The organism is Enterobacter sp. S-33 (assembly GCF_028735835.1).
Taxonomy (GTDB): Bacteria; Pseudomonadota; Gammaproteobacteria; order Enterobacterales; family Enterobacteriaceae; genus Enterobacter; species Enterobacter vonholyi.
On sequence record NZ_CP117838.1, the window covers coordinates 535,240 to 558,341 of the forward strand.

General features: G+C 58.8%; 20 protein-coding genes. 11 read left to right on the forward strand and 9 right to left on the reverse strand.

The window, feature by feature from the left end; translation table 11 throughout:
- The first annotated feature begins 173 nt into the window (after positions 1–173).
- From PUP35_RS02495 to PUP35_RS02505, 3 genes are read left to right on the forward strand one after another with little or no spacing between them, the layout of a single operon-like run.
- The gene (locus tag PUP35_RS02495; protein ID WP_274241875.1) at positions 174–632 is read left to right on the forward strand and encodes an STM2901 family protein; all 459 of its coding nucleotides are present in this window, start codon (positions 174–176) and stop codon (positions 630–632) included.
- Entirely contained in the window at positions 626–958 is a 333-nt protein-coding gene (locus tag PUP35_RS02500; protein WP_064673157.1) for a DUF1493 family protein, read from the forward strand. The genes PUP35_RS02495 and PUP35_RS02500 overlap by 7 nt, the downstream gene beginning before the upstream one ends.
- A gap of 18 nt (positions 959–976) precedes the next feature.
- On the forward strand, positions 977–1,474 hold the full coding sequence (locus PUP35_RS02505; protein ID WP_274241876.1) for an Hcp family type VI secretion system effector: 498 nt from the start codon (positions 977–979) through the stop codon (positions 1,472–1,474).
- A 50-nt stretch (positions 1,475–1,524) separates the two neighbouring features.
- Here PUP35_RS02505 and PUP35_RS02510 read toward each other — a convergent pair whose 3' ends face one another.
- Positions 1,525–1,872, reverse strand: a complete 348-nt coding sequence (locus tag PUP35_RS02510) for a hypothetical protein (protein ID WP_274241877.1) — start codon at positions 1,870–1,872, stop codon at positions 1,525–1,527.
- A gap of 174 nt (positions 1,873–2,046) precedes the next feature.
- The gene (trpS, locus tag PUP35_RS02515; protein WP_274241878.1) at positions 2,047–3,051 is read right to left on the reverse strand and encodes a tryptophan--tRNA ligase; all 1,005 of its coding nucleotides are present in this window, start codon (positions 3,049–3,051) and stop codon (positions 2,047–2,049) included.
- A 199-nt stretch (positions 3,052–3,250) separates the two neighbouring features.
- Here trpS and fosA point away from each other — a divergent pair, with 199 nt between their 5' ends.
- A complete protein-coding gene (gene fosA, locus PUP35_RS02520) occupies positions 3,251–3,676 on the forward strand; it encodes a FosA/FosA2 family fosfomycin resistance glutathione transferase (protein WP_274241879.1) in 426 nt (141 codons plus the stop codon).
- Here fosA and PUP35_RS02525 read toward each other — a convergent pair.
- The gene (locus PUP35_RS02525; protein ID WP_274241880.1) at positions 3,662–4,669 is read right to left on the reverse strand and encodes a LacI family DNA-binding transcriptional regulator; all 1,008 of its coding nucleotides are present in this window, start codon (positions 4,667–4,669) and stop codon (positions 3,662–3,664) included. The two genes, fosA and PUP35_RS02525, sit on opposite strands and share 15 nt — an antisense overlap.
- 185 nt (positions 4,670–4,854) lie before the next feature.
- Here PUP35_RS02525 and PUP35_RS02530 point away from each other — a divergent pair, with 185 nt between their 5' ends.
- Entirely contained in the window at positions 4,855–5,943 is a 1,089-nt protein-coding gene (locus PUP35_RS02530) for a cellulase family glycosylhydrolase (protein ID WP_274241881.1), read from the forward strand.
- A gap of 50 nt (positions 5,944–5,993) precedes the next feature.
- Positions 5,994–7,388 (forward strand): MFS transporter, encoded by a 1,395-nt coding sequence (locus PUP35_RS02535; RefSeq protein ID WP_028015354.1) that lies wholly within the window; start codon positions 5,994–5,996, stop codon positions 7,386–7,388.
- 40 nt (positions 7,389–7,428) lie between these two features.
- On the opposite strand, the gene PUP35_RS02540 is transcribed toward PUP35_RS02535, so the two are convergent.
- From PUP35_RS02540 to PUP35_RS02565, 6 genes are all read right to left on the reverse strand, one after another.
- Positions 7,429–8,727 carry an McrC family protein gene (locus PUP35_RS02540; RefSeq protein ID WP_274241882.1) on the reverse strand — a complete coding sequence of 433 codons (1,299 nt, stop codon included), beginning with the start codon at positions 8,725–8,727 and terminating at the stop codon, positions 7,429–7,431.
- On the reverse strand, positions 8,724–10,784 hold the full coding sequence (locus PUP35_RS02545) for an McrB family protein (protein ID WP_101865844.1): 2,061 nt from the start codon (positions 10,782–10,784) through the stop codon (positions 8,724–8,726). Before PUP35_RS02545 ends, PUP35_RS02540 begins: the two co-directional genes overlap by 4 nt.
- Before the next feature lie 129 nt (positions 10,785–10,913).
- Positions 10,914–11,735 carry an alpha/beta fold hydrolase gene (locus tag PUP35_RS02550; protein ID WP_148400879.1) on the reverse strand — a complete coding sequence of 274 codons (822 nt, stop codon included), beginning with the start codon at positions 11,733–11,735 and terminating at the stop codon, positions 10,914–10,916.
- 30 nt (positions 11,736–11,765) lie between these two features.
- Positions 11,766–13,385 carry an MFS transporter gene (locus PUP35_RS02555; RefSeq protein WP_028015358.1) on the reverse strand — a complete coding sequence of 540 codons (1,620 nt, stop codon included), beginning with the start codon at positions 13,383–13,385 and terminating at the stop codon, positions 11,766–11,768.
- Positions 13,382–13,789 carry a DoxX family protein gene (locus PUP35_RS02560; RefSeq protein ID WP_274241883.1) on the reverse strand — a complete coding sequence of 136 codons (408 nt, stop codon included), beginning with the start codon at positions 13,787–13,789 and terminating at the stop codon, positions 13,382–13,384. Before PUP35_RS02560 ends, PUP35_RS02555 begins: the two co-directional genes overlap by 4 nt.
- Positions 13,789–15,660, reverse strand: coding sequence for an amidohydrolase (locus PUP35_RS02565; protein WP_274241884.1), 1,872 nt, complete (start codon positions 15,658–15,660; stop codon positions 13,789–13,791). Before PUP35_RS02565 ends, PUP35_RS02560 begins: the two co-directional genes overlap by 1 nt.
- A 217-nt stretch (positions 15,661–15,877) precedes the next feature.
- On the opposite strand from PUP35_RS02565, the gene PUP35_RS02570 reads away from it, so the two are divergent.
- The 5 genes from PUP35_RS02570 to PUP35_RS02590 all read left to right on the forward strand — a co-directional run bounded on the left by PUP35_RS02570 (position 15,878) and on the right by PUP35_RS02590 (position 23,100).
- Positions 15,878–16,564, forward strand: coding sequence for a hydrolase (locus tag PUP35_RS02570; protein WP_047059056.1), 687 nt, complete (start codon positions 15,878–15,880; stop codon positions 16,562–16,564).
- Between the two features lie 61 nt (positions 16,565–16,625).
- Positions 16,626–16,847, forward strand: coding sequence for a DUF1427 family protein (locus PUP35_RS02575; RefSeq protein WP_032660957.1), 222 nt, complete (start codon positions 16,626–16,628; stop codon positions 16,845–16,847).
- Positions 16,844–17,104 carry a XapX domain-containing protein gene (locus PUP35_RS02580; protein WP_274241885.1) on the forward strand — a complete coding sequence of 87 codons (261 nt, stop codon included), beginning with the start codon at positions 16,844–16,846 and terminating at the stop codon, positions 17,102–17,104. Before PUP35_RS02575 ends, PUP35_RS02580 begins: the two co-directional genes overlap by 4 nt.
- Positions 17,105–17,127: 23 nt before the next feature.
- The gene (locus tag PUP35_RS02585) at positions 17,128–17,508 is read left to right on the forward strand and encodes a response regulator transcription factor (RefSeq protein ID WP_111964145.1); all 381 of its coding nucleotides are present in this window, start codon (positions 17,128–17,130) and stop codon (positions 17,506–17,508) included.
- A gap of 9 nt (positions 17,509–17,517) precedes the next feature.
- Positions 17,518–23,100, forward strand: coding sequence for a trifunctional serine/threonine-protein kinase/ATP-binding protein/sensor histidine kinase (locus tag PUP35_RS02590; protein WP_274241886.1), 5,583 nt, complete (start codon positions 17,518–17,520; stop codon positions 23,098–23,100).
- The last annotated feature ends 2 nt before the right edge of the window (positions 23,101–23,102 follow it).

Here is a 23,102-nt window from a genome sequence, read left to right on the forward strand (position 1 = left end):
TTAGTAGAAGGGGGGGGGTTGTTTTTTTAATAATATTATTGATCTGAATGGTATGGCTGTATTTTTATCATTGTGGTTATATAAGGAGGCTTTTCAGAAGTATGTTGGAGATCTCAATTTAATTATTGTCCAACATTTATGATTCTTCCTGGAGCAACTCAATGGAATGAACTATGGACACAACAGAAGAACTAAATGGAACCTATTTTTATGCTGGCAGAACAAATCTTACTGCTGGCGGCCTTTTCTTTATGATTTACTGTGAGTCAATTGCCGATCATTTTGGTATTGACGATGTGGCAGGAATTGCTGCGTTATACAGTGGTGCTAATAATCAAACGACTAGAAAGAAACCCGCAGGAGCTACGGAAGGAACGTCCCGAGCCTCGAAAGCCATGAGGAACTATTTCAAACAGGCGAAATTTCCTTATGGCATTAAGCTGCCTACCTGGGTTGGTGGGTACACTCCGTGGACAGTAAAGTGTCGAATGGTATCGAAAGTTAGTGCGTTTGTTGGCAGGACAATACCGTTAATAGGCATAGTGATATTAGTCGCTGATGTATCACTAATCACCTATGCTGCAATACGTGATTATAATCGAATCGCACGGGGCAGCGACAAACTATGGTAGAGGATATTGAGCAGCGCATCTACGCCTTAGCCAGACGCTATAACGGCGTTTATCTGATGAATAACGAAGCGAAGCAGAAATTACTGAATGCAAAAACTGATTTGGATACTGACATGCAGCTTGATGTCACTGAAGCAGAAGATTTAATGGAAGAATTTTTTAAAGAATTTGATGTTGATAGAGGGAATTTTAACATAAACACCTACTACCCTGATGAGCCTTTTTCATGGAATCCATTCAAAAAAAGCCCGGTGGTGATGGTTCCAGATTTCACTATTGGAATGCTTATCGAATCCGCAAAAGCGGGCAAATGGTTATACGACTAAAACGCAAGGAGCAATAGAATGGCCGTACCTGTACATCTCTTTTTAACCAATGACGGCGGCACAATCATTTGTGGTTCTTGTGACGTTGCACAAAGGGAAGGAAGTATTGAGCTAAGAGGATTACAACATAACCTCAGCCTGCCAACCGACTCGGCAACGGGAAAGGTCACTGGCACTCGTCAACATTCGCCGTTTCAGTTTACCAAGGAATTGGATAGCTCTTCGCCCTATCTGTTCAAAGCGGCAGCAACGGGTCAGACCCTTAAAACGGCAGAATTCAGGTTTTACCATATTAACTATTCTGGGCAAGAGGAGGAGTATTACCGAATCACGCTCGAGAATGTTAAGGTCATTTCTGTGAGTCCAGTAATGTACGACACCCGAGGCTGTCCGGGGACTGGGCATATGGAGGAAGTGGCGTTTAATTATGAGAAGATTACCCATTTGTACAAGGACGGTAACTTGTTAGCGCACGACGCGTGGAACGAACGTCCAACATCGGGTTCCGCTGCTTGATGCTATCTTGAACTTGCCCGCCAGCGTTTCGTTTGTGCGGGCAGAGAATATCATTCTTTATTCCTTTTCGTAAATGATGGCAGAAACATCATAAAAATAACCCACGCAAAAATTCCAATAATCTTCATAGGCCAGGGTTCAAACACATCCAGACACACAATTGCGCCAATAACTAATAGCGGACCTTCTATCAGTTCAGCTATCCCCCGTAAAACATGTAACTTATGAGGCAGTGCCCGATTAAGTAATGTCGCAATAAGTTGTGCACTTCCTAAGATTATTGTTACTGCGATTATACGGTCCTCCCAGTTATCAAAACTAACCAAAGAAATGAGGCATGTAGCCAGTACATAACCACAGAATAATATATTCAGCATGTAAATAATAAACTTGCCCATAGCATTTTCCGAGACAGTTAAAAAATAAAGAGTCTATGACAATAGCGCTCTTAACAGAATGACAAACGACAATGGCTAATAATGCATTTAAGAATTTTTGCTCCTCGCTTATTTACGCAATAATCAAGTTAGCGGCTTCATGCCAATCCCCCGCATTCCACCGCTAAATCGACTTTAACTAAACACCGGCACCCCCAGCCCCACCTTCACCTCCCTCAACGTCTCCTGCGTCACTCCCTGTGCCCGCTCCGTCCCGCGCTTCAGCATCGCCATCAACTCTCCCTTGTCACGCATATACATCGCCCTCCGTTCCCGCATCGGCGCAATCAGCTCCTGCAGGCACGCCTCCAGCTCGTTCTTACACACCCGGTCACCCAGCCCGCCCGCCTGATAGTGCGCCTTCATCGCCGCCACTTTAGCTTTGTCCGGATGAAACGCGTCGAGATACGTAAACACCACGTTCCCCTCAATCTGCCCCGGATCGCTCACCTTCAGGTGGTTCGGATCGGTGTACATGGCGCTGACCGCACGGTGGATGGTCTCTTCGCTGGCCGAAAGGTGCAGCGTGTTGCCCAGCGATTTCGACATCTTGGCGCTGCCGTCGATGCCGGGCAGGCGGCTGGTGTCGCTCAGCATCGCCTTGCAGTGGCGCAGCACCGGGGCGGGCAGCAGGCTGTTCATCTTGTGCACAATCTCGTTAGTCTGCTCAATCATCGGCAGCTGGTCGTCGCCGACGGGCACGCACTTGGCCTTAAACGCGGTGATGTCCGCCGCCTGGCTGATGGGGTAGGCCATAAACCCGACCGGCAGCGAGCGGGCGAAGCCCTTCTGCGCAATCTCGTTCTTCACCGTCGGGTTACGCTCCACTCGGGCAACGGTGACGATATTCATATACAGCATCGTCAGCTCGGCGAGGGCGGGCAGGGCGGACTGCAGGCAGATCGTGGTCAGGTTCGGATCGATGCCGGCGGCGAGGTAGTCGGCCAGCACTTCGGGAATGCTGTCGCGGATTTTTTGCGGGTTGCTGCCGTTGTCGGTCAGCCCCTGCAGGTCGGCAATCAGCACAAATTGATTGTGCGTCTGCTGGAGCGCCACGCGCTGGCGCAGCGATCCGACGAAGTGGCCGAGGTGCAGCGGGCCGGTTGGGCGATCGCCGGTGAGGATGGTTGGCGTGTTCATAAAGACTCCTTAATGGGCAGTTGCCGAAAGGGGTCTTAGATGTGTGAAAGCCGCCTTTCGGCGGCTATCTGAAAATGGGGAAAACTACTCCGTGCCGCCTTTAAGAAGGCAGCCACCAGCGGTTTACGGTGAGGACGGCGTGGTTTATGTTCATCTCTTTACCGTATCACGTCCGGCGCGAAAAACAAAAGGGCACGTCATGCTGCAATCACTCAACCACTTGACCCTCGCGGTCAGCGACCTGCAAAAAAGCGTCACCTTCTGGCACGAGCTGCTTGGGCTTGCGCTGCATGCTCGCTGGAATACCGGGGCCTATCTCACCTGCGGCGACCTGTGGGTCTGTCTGTCGTACGACGAGGCGCGCCAGTATGTGCCGCCGCAGGAGAGCGACTACACCCACTACGCGTTTACCGTGGCGGAAGCGGATTTTGAACCGTTCTCGCAAAAACTTGAGCAGGCGGGCGTCACCGTCTGGAAGCTGAACAAAAGCGAGGGGGCGTCGTTCTATTTTCTCGACCCGGACGGGCACAAGCTGGAGCTGCACGTGGGCAGCCTCGCCGCGCGGCTGGCGGCATGTCGCGAGAAGCCCTATGCGGGCATGGTGTTTACCTCAGACGAGGCTTGAGGCGCGCACCTTCAGCCTGCCCGCCAGCGTCACGTGCGTGGCGGCATCTTCCTGATTGCACAGGTACTCCACCGCCAGCCGTCCCAGCTCGCTGTAGGGCAGCTGGATACTGGTCAGCGGCGGGGTAAGCTGCTCGGAGATCTTCTGGTCGTCGTAGCCCGCCAGCAGCATGTCTTCTGGAATGCGCACGCCGTTCACCGTCAGCGCCTGATAGCAGCCAATCGCCAGCCAGTCGCTGGCGCAGAAGATGGCGTCCGGGCGCTCGGCCAGTTCCAGCAGGGAAGCCGTCGCGGTAAAGGACTCGCTGAACTGCCAGTTGGTCTGGCGCACCAGGCCGTCGTCGCACGCGAGTCCGGCCTGCTGTAATGCCGCCTGGTAGCCCGCCAGACGCTGGCGCGAGGCCTCCATCCAGCTCTCGCCGGTAATGTGGGCGATGCGCGTGGCCCCGCAGGCGATGAGGTGTTTAGTCACCTGGAAGGCGTTGGCGTAGTCGTCCGGAATAAACGACGGCAGCAGCGGCGAGCCGGGGTCGCGCTGGTTGAGCAGCACCAGCGGGATGCGGGTGCAGTCCTGGAATGCCGTCATGTCCACCAGCGTGGTGACCGGTGAGGCGAGGATAATCCCGATGCAGTTGCGCTTCTCCAGCTGGCGAATGATGTTCAGCGCCAGCTCGATGTCGTCGCCGTAGTCGTAGACGGTGAGCAACGTTTCATTGCGCCACGCCGCTTCCCGCGCCTGGCTGATGGCGTCGATAAACGGGTCGAAGCTCTGCATGGAGCTCACCAGCAGGGCGATCTCTTCCTGGTTGCGCGGGGCGTGAACGGCGGGGAGGCGGTCGTAGCCGAGCTCGGTGGCGACGCCAATCACCCGCTGGCGGGTGTCGTCGCTGAGCTTGATGTTGCGGGACTGGTTAAGCACCAGCGATACCGTCGCCTGCGACACCCCTGCCGCCCGCGCAATATCGTTCATCGTCACTTTCGTTTTTCGCTTCATCCGTCCTCTCCCTTTCGCGAATTCGCATCATACCCTAACCGCACGCTTACGCGCCGTCGATCACGTTTCTCATTCATCGAAGCGTGAACTTTGTGAGGGGCATCGCTTTTCTCAACGCCGTGATTTGCGCATTTATCCCGCAACTAATATTTATTAGCTAAATATTATCAGTAAGAGGGCGCGTAATGAAAGAGCAGTGGAGCAGGGAGCAGGCACAGGCGTGGTATCAGCAGAAGGGCTGGCTGTGCGGGTTTAACTATCTGCCGTCGACGGCGGTGAACTGGACCGATATCTGGCAGGCAGAGACCTTCGACGCCGGGACGATTGACCGCGAGCTGGGCTGGGCGGCGGAGGCGGGCTACAACACCCTGCGCATCAACCTGCCGTTTATCGTCTGGGAGCACGACCGCGACGGGCTGATGGCGCGCATCGACCAGTTTTTGACGATTGCCGACGGCCACGGGTTCAGCACCATGCTGACCCTGATGGACGACTGCGGCTTCTCCGGCGACGAGCCGTACCTCGGCCCGCAAAAGCCGCCGGTGCCGGGCAAGCACAACAGCCAGGCGGCGGCGAGCCCGGGGCGCGACAAGGTGTGCGATCCGGACTGCTGGGCAGACATTGAGCGCTATATCCGCGACGTTGTCCGCCAGTTCCGCGAGGATAAGCGCGTGCTGCTGTGGGATCTCTACAACGAGCCGGGCAACCGCGGCATTTTCGCGACCGGCACGCAGGAGGTGCAGTACGACGCGAAGCTGGAGACCTGCGCCCATGAGCTGATGAAGCTGGCGTTCCGGTGGGTGCGTGAGGAGGACCCGACCCAGCCGCTCACTGTCTGCGCGTGGCGCCTGCCGCCGGAAGAGGAGGGCGAGACGTTCTTCCAGCATCCGCTGGACCAGACCGCGCTGGCGCTCTCGGACGTGGTGAGCTTCCACGCCTACACCCACACGGGGCGGATGACGGCGATTATCCAGCAGCTGCAACAGCTCGGACGACCGCTGTTCTGTACCGAATGGCTGGCGCGCCACGTGGGCAGCACCATCGAAGAGCAGCTTCCGCTGATGTACGCGGCGAAGGTCGCGCCGTACCAGTGGGGGCTTGTTCGCGGCAAAACCCAGACGTGGCTGCCGTGGCCGGTGGTGATGAAGGAGTCCACTGACTACTGCCGCCTCTGGTTCCACGACGTGTTTGAGGAGAACGGCATTCCGTTCTCGCGCCGTGAAATCGCATTAATGCAGCAGCTGCGCAAGATCGCCCCACAGGCGCAGGACTAATAATATCGACCCGGCGGTCCACCGCCGGGCAACCAGGCAGGCATATAACAATGGCAACGACAATGAAAATACCGTCTCGCGAGCTGTGGTCTTATTTTGGTTATGGTTTAGGTCAGTGTTTTAGCTTTGGTTTAGTGGGTTCGTTTATTAACTATTTTTACACCGACGTGCTGGGGATCTCGGCGCTGGCGGCGAGCACCATCTTCCTGATTGCCCGCGCGTGGGACGCGGTTCACGATCCGCTGTTTGCCAGCATCATGGACACCATTAACAGCCGGTTCGGCAAGTTTCGCCACTTTTTGCTGATCGCCCCGCTGCTGATCACCGGCGTCACGCTGCTGTCGTTCTATAAAATCGAAGCGGACATGACCACCAAAATTCTCTACGCCGGGGTGACGTATATCCTGTGGGGGACGCTGTACGCCATCTCCGATATCCCGTTCTGGTCGATGTCGTCGGTGATGACCAACGACTCCGGGCAGCGCACCCGCGCGGTGACGGCGGCGATGCTCGGGGTGAACGCCGGGATCGCCTGCGCCAACATCTTCTTCCCGAAGCTGGCGGCCTATTTCGCCCAGTACAGCAATGACAAAGGCTACTTTATGGCGGCGCTGGTGATGATGCTGGTGGGCCTGCCGCTGATGCTCAACGGCTTTATGCAGATCAAAGAGCGCGTGCCGCCGAGCCCGGAAAAGGTGACCATCCGCGACACCTTCCACAACCTGCGCCAGAACAAGCCGCTGTTTATCGTCCTGCTGTCGTTCTTCTTCTGCGTGTTCCACAACGTGGCGGGCGGTCTCTATATCTACTTCTTTATCAACAATCTGGGCGACGGCAGCCTGCAGATGGCGATTGGCGTGATGGGAATAGTCGCGGCGGTGCTGTGCCTGGTCGCCCCGATGCTGACGCGCCGGATGCAGAAGCGGAAGTTGTTTATGATCCTCTGCGGGCTGGACGTGGCGGTGCGCGTGGTGATGTGGTTTGTCGGGTATCAGCAGGTGACGATGCTGTTTATTCTGCTCGGCCTGAGCACGCTGTTCGTGATGATGACCAACATCCTCACCTCGTCGATGATTGCCGACACCATCGAGTACGCGGAGTACCACACCCACAAGCGCTGCGCGGCGATCACTTTCTCCGGGCAGACCTTCACCGGCAAGATGTCGGTGGCGGTAGGCGGCGGGTTAATCGGGGTGTTCCTGACCATGATCGGTTACGTGCCGCAGGCGCAAATTCAGAGCGAGAGCGTGCTGTCGGGGCTGTTTTTCGGGATTTGCCTGCTGCCGGCGATTGGGTCGCTGATCCGCATGGGCTTTATGTCGCGCTTTACCTTTACCGAGGAGAAGCACGCGGAGATTTGTCGGCTGCTGGCGGAGCGACGTCACGGCATGGAGCAGGATGAGGTCAGAAAAGGGGAGTTAACTCGTTCGGTTTCGGTTAATTAACATCAACAGACGCTTGTTAAGCAGGCGTCTGTTTCACTTGTTAAAGACTCAATGCTTTAGGGAGGCAGAGTGTCGATTTCTGGATGCTGGTTCCGATGGCAAAGGGGACGACCCACAGACGTAGCGCATGGCCCTGCGGATTATGAAGTTCAAAGGGATGGGGGAGAGCATCACGAAAACCGTCGTATTCCGGATAGATGAGTAACATATCGCCACGGCTATCGAGATATTTCACCCCGTAGGCCTGCATCTGATACAGATCATGTTGTGAAATATTAAAGCCAGGTTTATGAGGCTTAATCTTCTTCCATTTCGTATCGCAGATAACTGCAGAATGTGTCGTGTCGTTATGCGGGCGAAGCCAAATATCTGGTTTTAGCCTGAACATATTCTTCGTATGGTAGCGAGCCAGGCTGTGTGCTTTGGCCTGAGTATCAATCCGATAATGTCGATGATGGTGATGCCGCATCCATGCGGCAACGAAGGATTCAAAAACCGCTTCCATTGGAAAGAGTAGCGATATGGCATTAGCCTCCCCCTGCATACAGTGAGGAGACTCGCCCAGCAATATGAGTTTCGCCCAGTTTAGTGCCTGCTCATAGTGATGCATATGCCTGTCAAGGCGGACCTGACTAAAAGCATACGCGACATCTACCACGGACGGAATGGCCTCAAAGGTTGATCGTAACGACTGAAGTTGCCTGGCGAGTTCAGCGTTGCGGGTCAGGCGGGAGACATTATCAATAGCCGTTTTCAGTAGGCGGTTTTCGGGCCGATCGACGCTGTATTCGTCATATTCCACCTGAAAACAATCGCGCCGAACGCTGTTTTTAGTTATCTGCGCTGAAATCAGTAATTTGCCTTTCATCCAGGCCAGATTATCCTGCTGGCGAAGGTAGTCTCGTTTAAGACCCTGTTGGAGGATCGACTGAACGCTGCTGATAAATTGTTGAATAAAAATATCCATCAATGGCATACGCGAGGTCTGAATGCTGGCGGATGTCGTTGCAATATGTCGGAAGGTTTTCAGAGTACGCAGCATCATCATCAGCTGTTCACGTGCGTTATCATTGCCCGTTTTCGGTAACACTTCAATAAACGCACCGCCCGGGAGCGCAATTACGCCTACGTAGTTTTTGACCTGCAGTGCCTGAACCCGACCAATAGATCGAAGGGTAAGCAGCCGGCCGTCAAACTCTGCGTTATCACTTAAACAGCGTTGTACAAGCCATTGAAAAAGCGTATCCGGCAGTGCGATCGCATGCTCGACGCGGCCCCGATCGTTCTGGCTAATCACATGACGATGCTCAAAAATCGTCCAGTAACGGCCGGGTGTCATTCCTCGCTCTCCTGGCGAATGGATGCTGGGGCGTATATCTGGCGGTACGCAAGCGGATCATTCCACACCGGTTTCGACTCGCTGGAAAGATGATAGCTAATACCTGCTTCCTGCAAATCCTCAGCTGCATCAGCACCGAACAACCGCAGGAAGTTCCCTTCACTGTTTATCGATGAAACGAACTGTAAGCTATCGTCCTCTTTCTGGTTGTCTCCAAGAACCAGGCGAATTTTTTGCCAGTCGTTGTAGAAATACTCCTCCAATAACGGGAGGATTTTGTTTTTCATAATGCGTTTAAGTAGATCGAAGGCGGCGTCTTCGTCATGTTTAACCTGGATAACCGGCATGAAAAAGGCGTGCCCCAGCGTATGTTCATTGTCATACAACGCCTGGATCCTTGCGTTCAAAGTTTCCAGCAGGCGTTCAAGCTCAATTCCCTTGATCGTCGTGCCTGCCAGTAGGCTGGTGTCTGGTAACATCGGAACGAACTCAAAGCGGCGGCGTAAAGCGGTATCAAGCGCCGTCAGGGAGCGATCTGCGGTATTCATCGTACCGACAAGGTAGAGATTATTGGGAACACTAAACGATGTACCAGAATAGGGAAGTGAAACGCTGAGTTCCTCTGCTTCGCCTGCACGCTTAGAAGTTTCAATCAGCGTGATGAGCTCGCCGAAAATTTTAGAAATATTGCCGCGGTTAATTTCGTCGATAATCAACACGAAATTTTGCCGTTTACCGCCTGTTGACTGCGTAGGTGTGGCCGGAATCTCACTCTTTTCGACCAGATACGCGAGGATCCCTCGTACATAAGAAACGTTATGGATTTTGGCATTGTTATCCTGATACCAGGCGCGAATGTCCTTGAGGTACGCATTATAGCCCTGACCCAGATCCTCTTTTTTACTGTGCTCCGGGAAAATCCCAAAAGCGGTTTCACTTTTGTAGGTCACACGGAACGGATTGCCGTTGTGGGTGCGGAGCGTAATGCTCTCTCCTTCCGAAAGCCGCTCCTGTAACTGCACGAGTGCGTTATCCAAAGTCCGCAGCGCACCTGCGTTGCCAAAGGCGGCGTCATCACAAATTTGTTTAAAAATTCCCGGCTTGATGTCGTAACGTACGTTGCCGTCATCGGTAGTCTCTGCCCGCAATCCTTCGATAAACTCTTCGTAGCCGAAGCTCTGATGAAAAGTAATAAAGCGGATTCGGTTTTCACCCATCAGGCGGTCATAAATTTTCTTTAGCTCGCGTCGGCGTTCACTCTCTTCTTTTCCATCCAGTCGGGCATATGCCTGAGGCTCGCAGGCGCGCACGGCAATATCGATGGTTTTATAGGTTTTACCTGTACCTGGAGGTCCATAAAGGATGCGGTTTTTGGGGAGCTGAAGATCGTGGGGTTCGGAGCCTTGTTCGTCTTCATCATCACCCGTGTTGTCAGGCGTCACTAGGGTATCATTTTTCTCAAGGATGAAATGTGCGTACAGATGCCAGAGCGACATATTTAGCGTGATGGAATCAATCTCAGATCCGATGGCCTGGTTTAATGCCTCTTTAAGCTCCATGTTGAGGTCAAACCAATCGCCCTCGCCAGACAGGCCCAAATCAAAGCGGTTGTTACAGTAGTTATAGATCCGGAAAAATGCGTCAGTGTTGACGATATTGCTTATATGCTCTGGATACATAACGGCAAACGCACGATGACAAAGAGCCCAGTATACTTTTTTCAGGATCTTTTGGTCTTTGAGCGCCTTGAGTTGTCCAATCACCTGCTCATAGTTGGTACGTGTACATTCTTTAGACATCTGGCGAGAAAGCTCGCGTAGCTCCTCTATTGCGCCGTTAAATTCATTTATCGACATACCGCCTTGCTTGACACTGGCGACTCCATTGGAGCGATTGTACCAAAGCTCATAAAGCGTCTCGTCTGAGAAGTTGGGGCGTTCATTCTGAACTTGTTGACGGAGCGCGCGAAAAGACGGTCCCCACTCGGGGCTATAAGTATCGTTATTGGCCGTGTGAGAGGTGAAAAATGAGAGTACGTCGGTATGTTCCTGAACCATTACCTGCTCCAGAGCGAAAAGAGGAGAATATTTTCCTCATCTTATAAGAATTATCTGTGAAGCGTCACTGCCTGTTCAGGGGGGAATGAACGGGAATAGCTGACGCCTTTTGGCGTCAGCCCAGGGAACTTACAGCGACTTCACAAACGCCAGCAGGTCTTCGTTGAGCTGGTCCTGGTGGGTCAGCGCAAAGCCGTGCGGCGCGTTGTCGTACACCTTCAGCGTGGCGTTTTTGATCATCTCTGCCGCCAGCTTGCCGGTGCTTTCAAACGGCACGATCTGATCGTTGCTGCCGTGGATCACCAGCGTCGGCACGTCGATTTTCGCCATATCCGGGCGGAAGTCGGTTTCGCCGAACGCGGTCACGCAGTCGATGGTGCCCTTCAGCGACGCCAGGAGGGCGATGTTCAGCGTCTGGGTCAGGGCACCGGCGGAAACGGTCTGCCCGGCGTTGGTGCCGTAGAACGGCGTGGCGAAGTCGCTGATAAACTGGGCGCGATCTTTACGCAGTCCGTCGCGAATGCCGTCGAACACGCTCTGATCCACACCCTGCGGGAAGGAGTCGGATTTGCCGAAGATTGGCGTGACCGCGCCCAGCAGCGCCAGACCGGCGACGCGCGCGCTGCCGTAGTTGTTGATGTAGCGCGTCACGTCGCCGCCGCCCATGGAGAAGCCCACCAGCGTCACGTCCTGCAGGTCCAGGGTGACGATCAGGTCGTTGATGTCGGACGCAAAGGTGTCGTAGTCGTAACCGTTCCACGGCTGATCCGAGCGGCCAAAGCCGCGGCGGTCAAAGGCGATGGCGCGGAAGCCTCGCTCGGCCAGGTAGTTCAGCTGGCTGTCCCACATGTCGCCGTCCAGCGGCCAGCCGTGGCTGAAGAGAACCGGTTTGCCCGCGCCGCAATCTTTGTAGTAAATCTGCGTGCCGTCTTTTGCCTTAAACGTTGCCATAGTGTGTTCCTGTGCAGGTGATGGTTATGGTTATACCGGCGCGACCAGATAACGAATTGCCGGTGATGTTGTGCCCTGATGAAAAGCCAAAACGCGGCTCTGCAGCAGGAGGTCATTCATGGTGTGGCGCTCCTGCTGGCGCAGATGCTCAATCCACGAGCCCATCAGGAAGGTCTCAATAAACAGGCCGGGGCGCTCAATATCCTCATATACCGCCCAGCTCATCGCCCCGGCGCGGCGTCGCACCCGGCGCAGCTCGTGTACCGCCTCCAGGAAGGCTTTCGCGTTGTGCGGGTCAATGATGTACTCGTGCGAGACCAGCACCGGGCCGCGCTCGTTCGGCAGGTCAATCTCCACGCCGTCCAGAGGCTGACCGCTCAGGTCGAGGTTCAATTCCGGGTCTTTCTCCAGCTTCCAGCGGAACACGGTGGCGCTTGCCAGCACCATCCCCAGCGTGGCGACAACCAGCGCGGTCGGGGTGCCGAACCGGGAGGCTATCTGCCCCCAGATGGCGCTGCCCGTGGTCATCGAGCCGAAGAACACCGTCAGGTAGACCGCCAGCGCGCGGGCCTTCACCCAGCGGGCGGCGCTGCGCTGCGCGCCGAGGTTGAGGGTTGAAAGCACCGCAATCCACGCGAAGCCGGTGAAGAACTCAAACAGGTTGAGCAGCCAGACGTGGCGCACGAACGCCAGCGCCAGCATGGTGAGGGCAAAGGTCAGGCTGGCGGCCACCATCAGCCGGTCAGCGTCGAGCCGCTGGCGCAGGCGCGGCAGCAGGATGGCCCCGGCAATCGCCCCCAGGCCAATGCACGCCAGCATCACGCCGTAGCCCGCCGGGCCTAAGCCCAGCTCGCGGCGCGCCACCAGCGGCAGCAGCGCCCAGCCCGCGCTGCCGAAAACGAAGAACGCCACGGTACGCACCAGCACGTTGCGCAGCACCGGGGCGGCGTGCACGTAGCGGATGCCGGTGCGCACCGCAGAGAAGAAGTGCTCCGGCGGCAGACGCTGAATGGACGGTGCCGGGCGCCAGCGCCACAGCACCCACGCCACGCCGACCACGGACAGCGCGTTGAGGGCAAACACCATCCACGGCCCGGCGAGCGACAGCAGGAAACCGCCCAGCGCGGGGCCTATCGCCCGGCTGATGTTCACCCCCAGCGAGTTCAGCGCCACGGCGGCACCCAGCTCCGGCTTGCTCACCAGATCGGGCACCACAGCCTGAAACGGCGGTGAGCTCATCGCCGCGCCCACGCTCAGCAGGAACGTCGCCACCAGCAGAACGGCGGGGGTGACGTGTCCGGTGAAGGAGAGCACCGTCAGCCCGGCGGCGGCGATGAACACCCACAGCTGGGAGAAGAGCAGGTATTTACGCCGGTCAACGATGTCCGCCATCACCCCGGACGGCAGGGCGAAGAGGAACATCGGCAGGCTGCTGGCCGCCTGCACCAGCGCGATATCCAGCGGGTCGGCGCTCAGGGTCAGCATGCTCCAGTTGATGCCGACGTCGCTCATCCATGAGCCGACGTTAGAGACCACCGTGGCGATCCACAGCATGCGGAACACCGGCTGGCTCAGCGGCTGCCAGGGCGAAACCGTCGGTGCGGGCGTCGTCTCGACGTGTGCGTCGCGAACGTCGTTAACCTGGGTCATGCGAATCTCTCCGCTGTCTTACGCTGCAGCCGCCACTGGCCCGGCCCGGTGAGGGCGAGAGTGGTGAAGATAATCAGCAGCAGCCAGCCAAACTGCCCTTCGGCAATCGACCAGTTCGGGTGAACCGCCAGCATCGCCACCAGCAGCACGGCGATAATCGGCAGGCACGCCAGGCGGGTGTACACGCCCGCAATGATAAACAACGGGCAAATCACCTCGGCGACAATCGCCGGGATCAGGCTCGCCCAGGGCCCGAAGCCGAACGGATCTTCAATGCGCGTCAGCTCTTCGCTGAAGTGCAGCACCTTCGGCAGGCCGTGCACGTAGAGCAGCAGCAGGCTGCCGGTCAGGCGCAGAAAGAACAGCCCCAGGTCGATCCGGGGCGGCATAGTGGTGTTTTTCATCAGAATGCAAAGCAGCTGCAGCCCAGCGCCCCCCAGAAAGCGTTATCGTCGGACACCGGCATCGCTGACGTGCGGGCGAAATCGTGCTGGTGGCTGTGAACTCCGCACGGGCCGCTGCAGTGGTGAGCCACACTCATACCCACGCGGGCGGCCTGCGGCGGCGCGCTGCGGTAGTGGCCTGGCACCTTAACCACCGGGGACCACTCGGGCAGAACCGGAATGGCCGGCGGCGCAAGCGGGCCAAAGCTGCCCGCGGCGTAGACGATGTCGCCGTTGACCACCGTGAGAACAGACTCGATGCCCTTGATTTCCTCTTCCGGCACGCGGAAGTAGTCTTTGCTGAGCACCGCCAGGTCGGCGAGCTGGCCGACCTTGATCTGCCCCTTCTGGTTCTGCTCGCTGGAGAACCACGCGCTGCCCTGGGTCCAGAGCATCAGGGCGGTATCGCGGTCCAGACGGGCGCTGTGGTCGTACATCTGCATCCCGCCGACGGTGCGGCCGGAGACCAGCCAGTAGAGCGCGGTCCACGGGTTATAGCTCGCCACGCGGGTGGCGTCCGTCCCTAAGCCCACCGGCACGCCGGTCTCGAGCATTTTCGCCACCGGCGGCGTGTGGCGGGTGGCTTCGATGCCGTAGCGCTCGGCAAAGTATTCCCCCTGGAAGGCCATGCGGTGCTGCACGGCAATGCCGCCGCCGAGCGCTTTGATGCGGTCGATGTTGGCCTGGGTAACGGTTTCCGCGTGGTCGAAGAACCAGTGCAGGCCGTTGAACGGAATATCGCGGTTCACCTTCTCGAAGACGTCCAGCATGCGGCTGATGGATTCGTTATAGGTAGCGTGCAGGCGGAACGGCCAGCGGTGCTCCACCAGGTGGCGCACCACGCGCTCCAGCTCGTCCTCCATGCCCGGCGCGAGATCCGGGCGCGGTTCGAGGAAATCTTCAAAATCGGCGGCAGAGAAGACCAGCATCTCGCCCGCGCCGTTGTGGCGGAAGAAGTCGCTGCCCTGGCCCGGCGTGAGCATGTCGGTCCATTTTTCAAAGTCTTCCAGCTCGTGGCCCGGACGCTGGGTGAAGAGGTTGTAGGCGATGCGGATGGTCATCTGCTTTTTCGCGTGCAGCTCGGCAATCACCTCGTAATCTTCCGGGTAGTTCTGGAAGCCGCCGCCCGCGTCGATGGCGCTGGTCAGCCCCAGGCGGTTGAGCTCGCGCATGAACTGGCGGGTGGAGTTAACCTGCTGCTCCAGCGGCAGCTTCGGCCCTTTGGCCAGCGTGGCGTAGAGGATCATGGCGTTCGGACGGGCGATCAGCATCCCGGTCGGGTTGCCGTTGGCGTCGCGCTGGATCTCCCCGCCCGGCGGGTTTGGCGTGTCCTTGGTGTAGCCGACCACCTTCAGCGCGGCGCGGTTGAGCAGGGCGCGGTCGTACAGGTGCAGGATGAAGACCGGGGTATCCGGCGCGGCGTAGTTAATTTCGTCCAGGGTTGGCATGCGGCGCTCGGCAAACTGGAACTCGGTCCAGCCGCCGACCACGCGCACCCACTGCGGCGACGGGGTGCGCAGCGCCTGCTCTTTCAGCATCCGCAGGGCGTCGGCCAGGGAGGGCACGCCTTCCCAGCGCAGCTCGAGGTTGTAGTTCAGCCCGCCGCGGATCAGGTGCAGGTGCGAGTCGTTCAGGCCGGGGATGGCGGTGTGGCCTTTTAAGTCGACCACTTTGGTGGTGTCGCCGTGGTGCTGCATCACCTCGGCGACGGTACCCACTTCCAGAAATTTTCCGTCGCGCACGGCAACGGCTTCCGCGACAGGATTCTCGCGATCGACGGTGTGAAACTGGCCGTTAACCAGAATGAGATCGGCTTTACCTGGGGTATCCATAACTGCTCCTGACTGAGAGGGGAATGGTCAGGATTATGGGAACCGGTTTCGGCAAAGATCCAGTTATACAATAGGATAGGTATACCAAAGTATAACTATACCTAAGGTTAACTATACGAAGAGATAATTACGCGCAGGGACGGAAAACCGCAGGATGAGGGTGACTTTATCGTCGCGTCGCTCGCGGCGATTTCACCCTTAACCACTGGAAAATGCTATGACCTCTTCCAAGCTCGAAGTGTTAACCCCTGCCAACTGTCAGGTAATCTTTATCGATCACCAGCCTCAGATGGCGTTTGGCGTGCAGTCGATTGACCGCCAGGTGCTGAAAAACAACACCGTGGCGCTGGCGAAAGCGGCTAAGGTGTTCAACATCCCGACCATCATCACCACCGTAGAGACCGAAAGCTTCTCCGGCAATACCTATCCTGAGCTGCTGGACGTGTTCCCGGGCCAGGACATTCTGGAGCGTACCTCCATGAACTCCTGGGACGACCAGAAGGTGCGCGACGCGCTGAAGGCCAACGGCAAGAAGAAGGTGGTGGTTGCCGGTCTGTGGACCGAAGTGTGCAATAACAGCTTCGCCCTCTGCGCGATGCTCGAAGGCGACTACGAAATTTATATGGTGGCGGACGCGTCCGGCGGCACCTCCAAAGAAGCCCACGACTACGCGATGCAGCGCATGATCCAGGCGGGCGTGATCCCGGTGACCTGGCAGCAGGTGATGCTGGAGTGGCAGCGCGACTGGGCGCGTAAAGAGACCTACACCGCGGTAATGGACATCGTGCGCGAGCACTCCGGCGCGTACGGCATGGGCGTGGATTACGCCTACACCATGGTACATAAAGCGCCGTCTCGCCAGAAGAGCGAGCACCGCACCTTAGCGCCGGTCCCGGCTCGCTAAGTCCCGTCGGCGGGCTGGTCCCTCATCCGGCTCGCCGCTGCCTCTTTCTCTGGAGTTCACGATGAGTACTGGGCTGATATCCCTTGCGGCAGGCGTGTTGATTGGCCTGATGTATGCCGTGCTGAAGGTGCGCTCCCCCGCGCCGCCCGCGCTGGCGTTGATTGGCCTGCTGGGGATGCTGGCGGGTGAACAGGCGACGCGCCATCTGTTATCCCGGGACGGCGCGCCTCCTCCTCAGGTGACCGTGCCGCAGGCTAAATCGCAGACGGGAGCGTCCTCATGAAGGCATGGATAATTTCGCTGGCGTGCGGCGTGGCTGCTGGGGTAATTTACGCCCTGCTCGACGTTCATTCCCCGGCACCGCCGGTTGTCGCCCTGCTTGGCCTGTTCGGCATGCTGGTGGGCGAACAGCTCATCCCGGTGGGACGACGTTTACTGAGTCGCGAACCGCTCACCCTCGCCTGGTTTCGTCACGAATGCGTACCGAAAATCAGCGGCTCGGCGCCCCCTGCGCCCGCGAAGGACGATCGCGACGTATAATGATTTTTTAGAGGAAAGACAGCATGACGCTGCCGTGGCGCATTGCCATCATTGATGACGAACGTTCCGTCCGCAGCGGGCTGAGTAATCTCCTGGAGTCGGAAGGGTATTCGACCGATACGTTTGATTCGGCAGAGGTATTTCTGAGCCATCCGCTTGCCCTGTCCGGCGCGGCGCTGGTGATCACCGACATCAAGCTGCGGGGCATGAGCGGCCTGGAGCTGTTTGAAAAGCTGCGCCTGCTGGCCGTACCGCCTCCGCCCGTGCTCTTTATCTCCGGTCATGCTGATGAAAATATGCAGCGGTACGCTCTCGGTCTGGGCGCCGCTGCTTTTTTGCGTAAGCCCATTAACATCGATATTCTGCTGGATCATATTCAGCGGGAGCTGGCCCGCCGACAATAAGGATCGCGGATGAACGAAAACGAGCAGCCTGCATTCTGGCCCGCCCAGGGGAATCTTCACCAGGGGCGGGTTTTTGTCCTTAAAGAGGATGTGATTTTTACCGTGCTGGCGCAGGAGGGCGGAATCGCCTGGATGCACGCGCGACATCCTCATTCCGGCGGCTCATTTATTATCGCCACCGCGGTCAGCGACGAAGAGGAAGAGCGGGCCACCCGGCTGCTGAAAAACGAGTTTGCGCTGCGTGACGCGCTGCAGGATAGCTGGGCCATTCGCGCCGTCGCGTCCACCCAGTACCGGGGACGCTTCGCGCTGGTGTACGCCCCGTTTTCGTTTGAGCTGCTGGCGCGGCGCGCGGGCAGGGCGATCTCGGGTATCACGCGCTTTATCGAGATGGCGATTCAGATCTGCGTTCCCCTGCGCCAGATGCATCTGCAAAACCTGATCCACGGCGATATCAAGCCCGGCACGATTTTTGTTCATCACGATGCCACCTGCCGTCTGGGCAGCTTTGGCCTCTCCTGTAGCCTCTCCGGAGCCTTCACCCAGACCCGGCTTGCCGTGTCCGGCGGTACTCCCGCCTATATGTCTCCAGAGCATACCACCCGCACCCAGCGCCCCGTCGACAGCCGCAGCGATCTCTACAGCCTCGGCATGGTGCTGTATGAACTCCTGACCGGACGCCTGCCGTTTGAGCTGGGAGAGGACGAGCAGACCAACTGGGCGCACTACCATATTGCCTCGGCGCCGCTGGCCCCGGATGCGATCCGCCCGGACGTGCCGGGAATGCTGTCGACCATCATCCTGAAGCTGCTGGAAAAGAACCCTGATAACCGCTACCAGACGGTCGACGGGCTGATTGCCGACCTCCGCCGCTGTCAGGCGACGTTAACCTGCGAGGGCGAGATCGTCGCCTTTACCCCCGGTCAGCAGGATCGCACTCCGGCGATCCATCTGGCGGACTCCCTGTTCGCGACGCATCCGCAGGCGAATGATGTCGTTGCCGCGTTTGAGCGGGTGGGGCAGAGCCTGGTCCCGGAGCTGGTGACGATCGGCGGGCCGTCCGGGATCGGCAAATCCTCCATTATCGCGACGGCGCTTAAAACGCTGCAGCAGCGTACGGTGCTGCTGGCGGTGGGCAAAGTCGATCAGTTTTCACCGTCGTTGCCTTACGGCGTATTAAGCTCTGCGTTCCGCGCCCTGACGCTGCACCTGCTGGGGCTGCCCGCAAACGACGTGGCGAAGTGGAAAATCCGCCTGTCTCGCGCCCTGGAGGGACACGAGGCGCTGGCCGTCAGCCTGGTGCCCGAGCTGGGACTGCTGCTTGAGAGCAAGCCGCGCTTCTCGACGGATACGTTTTCCATTGATGCCCGGGCGCGCTTCAGCCATATGGTGCTGGCACTGGTGAAGACCTTTGCCTCGCAGGGCTGCCCGCTGGTGCTGGTGCTCGACGATCTCCAGTGGAGCGACGCTGCCAGCCTGCACACGCTCAAATATCTGCTGATGAACTGCGGCGCTATCCCGCTGCTGGTGGTCGCGGCCCACCGGGATATCGGCTCTGTGACCGACGCCTCCCTGCAGGCGCTGCTGGCAAGCCTGCCGGAAGCGGCGCAAAACGCGAGCGAGATTGTTCCGCAGGCGCTTTCCGTGAAAGCGGTGGCGCGCTGGCTGGCGACGGTATTTCGCACCCGTAGCGCGGCGACGGCCGATCTCGCCACGCTGATCCACGAGAAGACCGGGGGTAACCCGCTCTTTGTGCACGAGTTTTTCCGCCGTATCGTTGATGACGGGCTGGTGATACACAACAAATATCAGGACAAGTGGCATTACGATCTGCAGGCGATCCGCGCCCGGCATTACACTGAAAACGTGGTCACCCTGGTGCTGGAGCAGCTCGAAGAACTGCCCGACGAGACGTGTCGCCTGCTGGGCAGCATCGCCTGCCTTGGCGGCACGGGCGAGATGGAGATGGTCTGCCGCGTGGTCGGCATGTCGATGGCAGAAATGCGCTATGCGCTGCACCCGGCGGTGATGGCCCAGCTCATCGTGCTGACGGAAAAAGCGTATTCCTTCACCCACGACCGGGTACAGGAGGCCGCCTTCGCGCTGCTGGATCGGCATGAGAAAAGCCATATTCACCTGACGACTGCCAGCCTGCTGGCCGACGCCGCGCGCCAGGCGGCCGGGAACGAACTGCTGTTCCGCGCCGTTCACCACGTCACGGCCGCGCTGGACAGCATTCAGCCCGCGCCGCAGCGCCAGATGTTCCGCGAGCTGAGCCTGCTGGCCGCGCGGCGCGCGAAGCGCTCGGGAGATTACCCGTCGGCACTCAGCTATATCCAGACCGCCAGAGCGCTGGGCAACGCCGGGACGGTGTCGGACTTTATGCTCGATATCGAAGAGGCGGGCTGCGAGTTTGCGCTGGGGCACCTGGAGCGGACCCGCGAGCTGTGTGACGCCATCCTCGGCTGCCCCGGCGGGCTGACCGAAAAGGCGCTGGCGGCCAATCTGCTGGTGGAAGTGTACATTCGCCAGTCGGACAGCCGTCTGGCGCTGGAGGCGGCGCTCTGCTGGCTGGGGGTCTTTGGTATTCAGATCGGCCGCTATCCGGAGGATGCCGACTGCGACGAGGCCTGGGAACACTTCTGCAACCGCGCGAATGACGCGCCACAAAACCTGTTTGCCCAGCTGTCGCGGATGGATAACCCTGAAACCGAAGCGGTGATGAACCTGCTCTACAGCGCCAGCATTTGCGCCAGCTTCATCTGCCCGCGCCTGCACTTTTTACTGCTCTGCCGCATGATGCACCTGACCCTCGACCACGGTATTACCGGCGCCTCCACCACGGCGATGGCCTGGTTTGGCGTGCTGATTGGCCACCGCTACGCCGAGTACCGCCTCGGGTTCCAGTACGGCACGCTGGCCCGCGAGCTGGTGAATCGCCACGGCTACGATGCGTTCGAAGCCAAAACCCTGCTGCCGCTCGACCAGCTCAGCGTCTGGACCCAGCCTTTGTCGTTCACCATCGAGTGCGCGAAAGCCTGTTTTACCTCAGCGGTGACCCACGGGGATATGACGATGGCCTGCTTTGCGGCCTGCCACCAGGTGATTAACTTCCTCTCGCGGGGCGATCACCTGGACGGGGTGCTGACCAGCATCGATCGCGGCCTGGCGTTTGTGCGTAAAACCCACTTCCAGGACGTGGAAACCATTTTGATGGTTCAGCGCGGGTACGTTGAGTTCCTGCGCACGCCGGTTATCGGCACCTGGACCGCGTCGCAGGTGCTGCCGGAGGCGCTGCTTCCCGCGTCGCCGGAGCAGGCCCCGGAGCAGACCTCCACCATGCTGTTCTGGTACTGGCTCTATCGCGGCATGGCGCACTTTACCTGCGGGGAGTATGCCGACGCGCAGGCGGATCTGGAGATGGCGGGGTGGTACGCGTGGTCTGCGCCGGGGCACATCCATCTGCTGGATTACCATCTTTACAGCGCGCTGGCGCTTTCCCGTCAGCTGACGCCGGAGACCTTCTCGGCGAACCACCGTCGCAGCATTCACGCCCACTATGACAAAATCGCCCTCTGGGCGCGCGTTAATCCCGGCACGTTCGCGGATAAAGAGGCGCTGATCTACGCCGAAATCGTGCGTCTGGACGGGATGAACAGCATTGCGCTTGAGCAGTATGAGAAGGCGGTCCGGCTCTCCCGCGAGGGCGGCTTTAATCCGATCAATGCCCTGGCCCACGAGCTGGCGGGGCGCTTTGCGCTGGCCTGCGGCTACCCGACCGCCTCGGACGCCCACTTCCGCGGCTCTATTGCCGCCTGGGGTCGCGCGGGCGCGCAGGCCAAGGTGCGCCAGCTGGAGCAGGATTTCCCGCACCTGCTGGCCTCCGGGCAGGCCAGCGCCTACGACACGGTGGCGTTCGCCCAGAACGAGACCATCCGCGATCTCCAGAGCGTGATCAAAGCATCCCGCGCGCTGTCGGAAGAGATTAATCTTGAGCGCCTGATCGAAAACCTGATGACTATCCTGCTCGAACGCGCCGGGGCGCAGCGTGGCCTGCTGCTGCGCGTGAGCGATAACCTTATTCCTGAGATCGAGGCCAGCGCCTGGACCAGCACCGAGGGCGTGCGGGTGCGGATCCTGAAAGACGTGCCGACGGCGACCGACCTGCCGCTGTCGGTGCTGGCGGCGGTGATCCGCACCGGGCAGGAGATCCGCACCGGCAGGCCGGAGGAGTTCCATCCCTTCAGCCAGGACCCTTATCTTGTGACGTCGGGGGCGGCGGTTATGTGCGTTCCGATGTTCAAACAGGCGCGGCTGGTGGGCGTGCTCTATCTCGAAAACCGCCTGATGCCGGAGGTCTTCACCGCCGAGCACTCGCGCGTGGTGAGCCTGTTGGGCGCGCAGGCAGCGGTATCCCTGGAGACGGCGCGGCTGTACGCCGAGCTGCTGGCGGAGAACATCCAGCGCCGCCGGGTGGAGAAAGAGCTGCGATCCAGCCAGACCTCGCTAATGCTGGGCGAGCAGATCAGCCACACCGGCAGCTGGCGCTGGGAGCTGGAGCAGGATCTGATGTATGTCTCGGAAGAGTACGCCCGCATTCTCGGCCTGCCCGAGCAGCAAAAGATGATCTCCATGGCGGAGTTTTTGACCTTCGTCCATGAGGACGATTACGCCCGCATCAGCGCCATCGTCACCCAAAGCGTGCGCGAAGGTCTCTCCATGCGCGCGGAGTTTCGCGTCAAGCGTCCCGATGGCTCGACGCGCTACATCCTCGGAATTGGCGATCCGGTGGGCGTGGGCAGCGAGGTGAACGAGTACTACGGCATCATCACCGATATCACCAGCCAGCGCGCCGCGGAGGATGCCATGCGGGTGGCGCAGGCGGATCTGGCGCGGGTGTCCCGGGCCACCACCGTCGGACAGCTGACCTCCTCCATCGCCCACGAGATCAACCAGCCGCTGATGTCGATCGTCTCGAACGCCGGAGCGAGCCTGCGCTGGCTCAGCCGCGAGCCCGCCCGGCTGGATAAAGTGCGGGAAGGGCTGGAGGAGATCGCCGCGGAAGGCGCGCGGGCGGGGGAGATCATTCGCAGCATTCAGTCCCTGACGCGCAAGCAGGATCCCACCTTCTCGCGCATCGATCTGCACTATCTGATCCACCATATCATCGCGCTTTCGCGCAGCGAGCTGGAGCAGCGACACATAAGCGTTGATTATCTGTTGAACGCCAGCGACAGCTTTATCACCGGCGATAGCGTGCAGATCCAGCAGGTGCTGTTGAATCTGGTGATGAACGCGGTAGAGGCGATGGCCGAGGTGAAGGATCGCGCCAGCACCATTACCCTTAGCACCGCCAACGCGGACGGGAAAGCGATCGTCGAGATTGCCGATACCGGCAGCGGCATTGAGCCCGAGCGGCTGGAGCAGATTTTTGACTCGTTCTATTCCACCAAGCCACAGGGAATGGGGATGGGGCTGACCATCAGCGCCAGCATCATCGAGCGCCACTGCGGGAAGCTGAGCGCGCGCCGCCGGGAGCCGTACGGCACTGTGTTTGCGTTTGCGCTGCCGCTGGCGGCGCAGGAAGGGTAAAC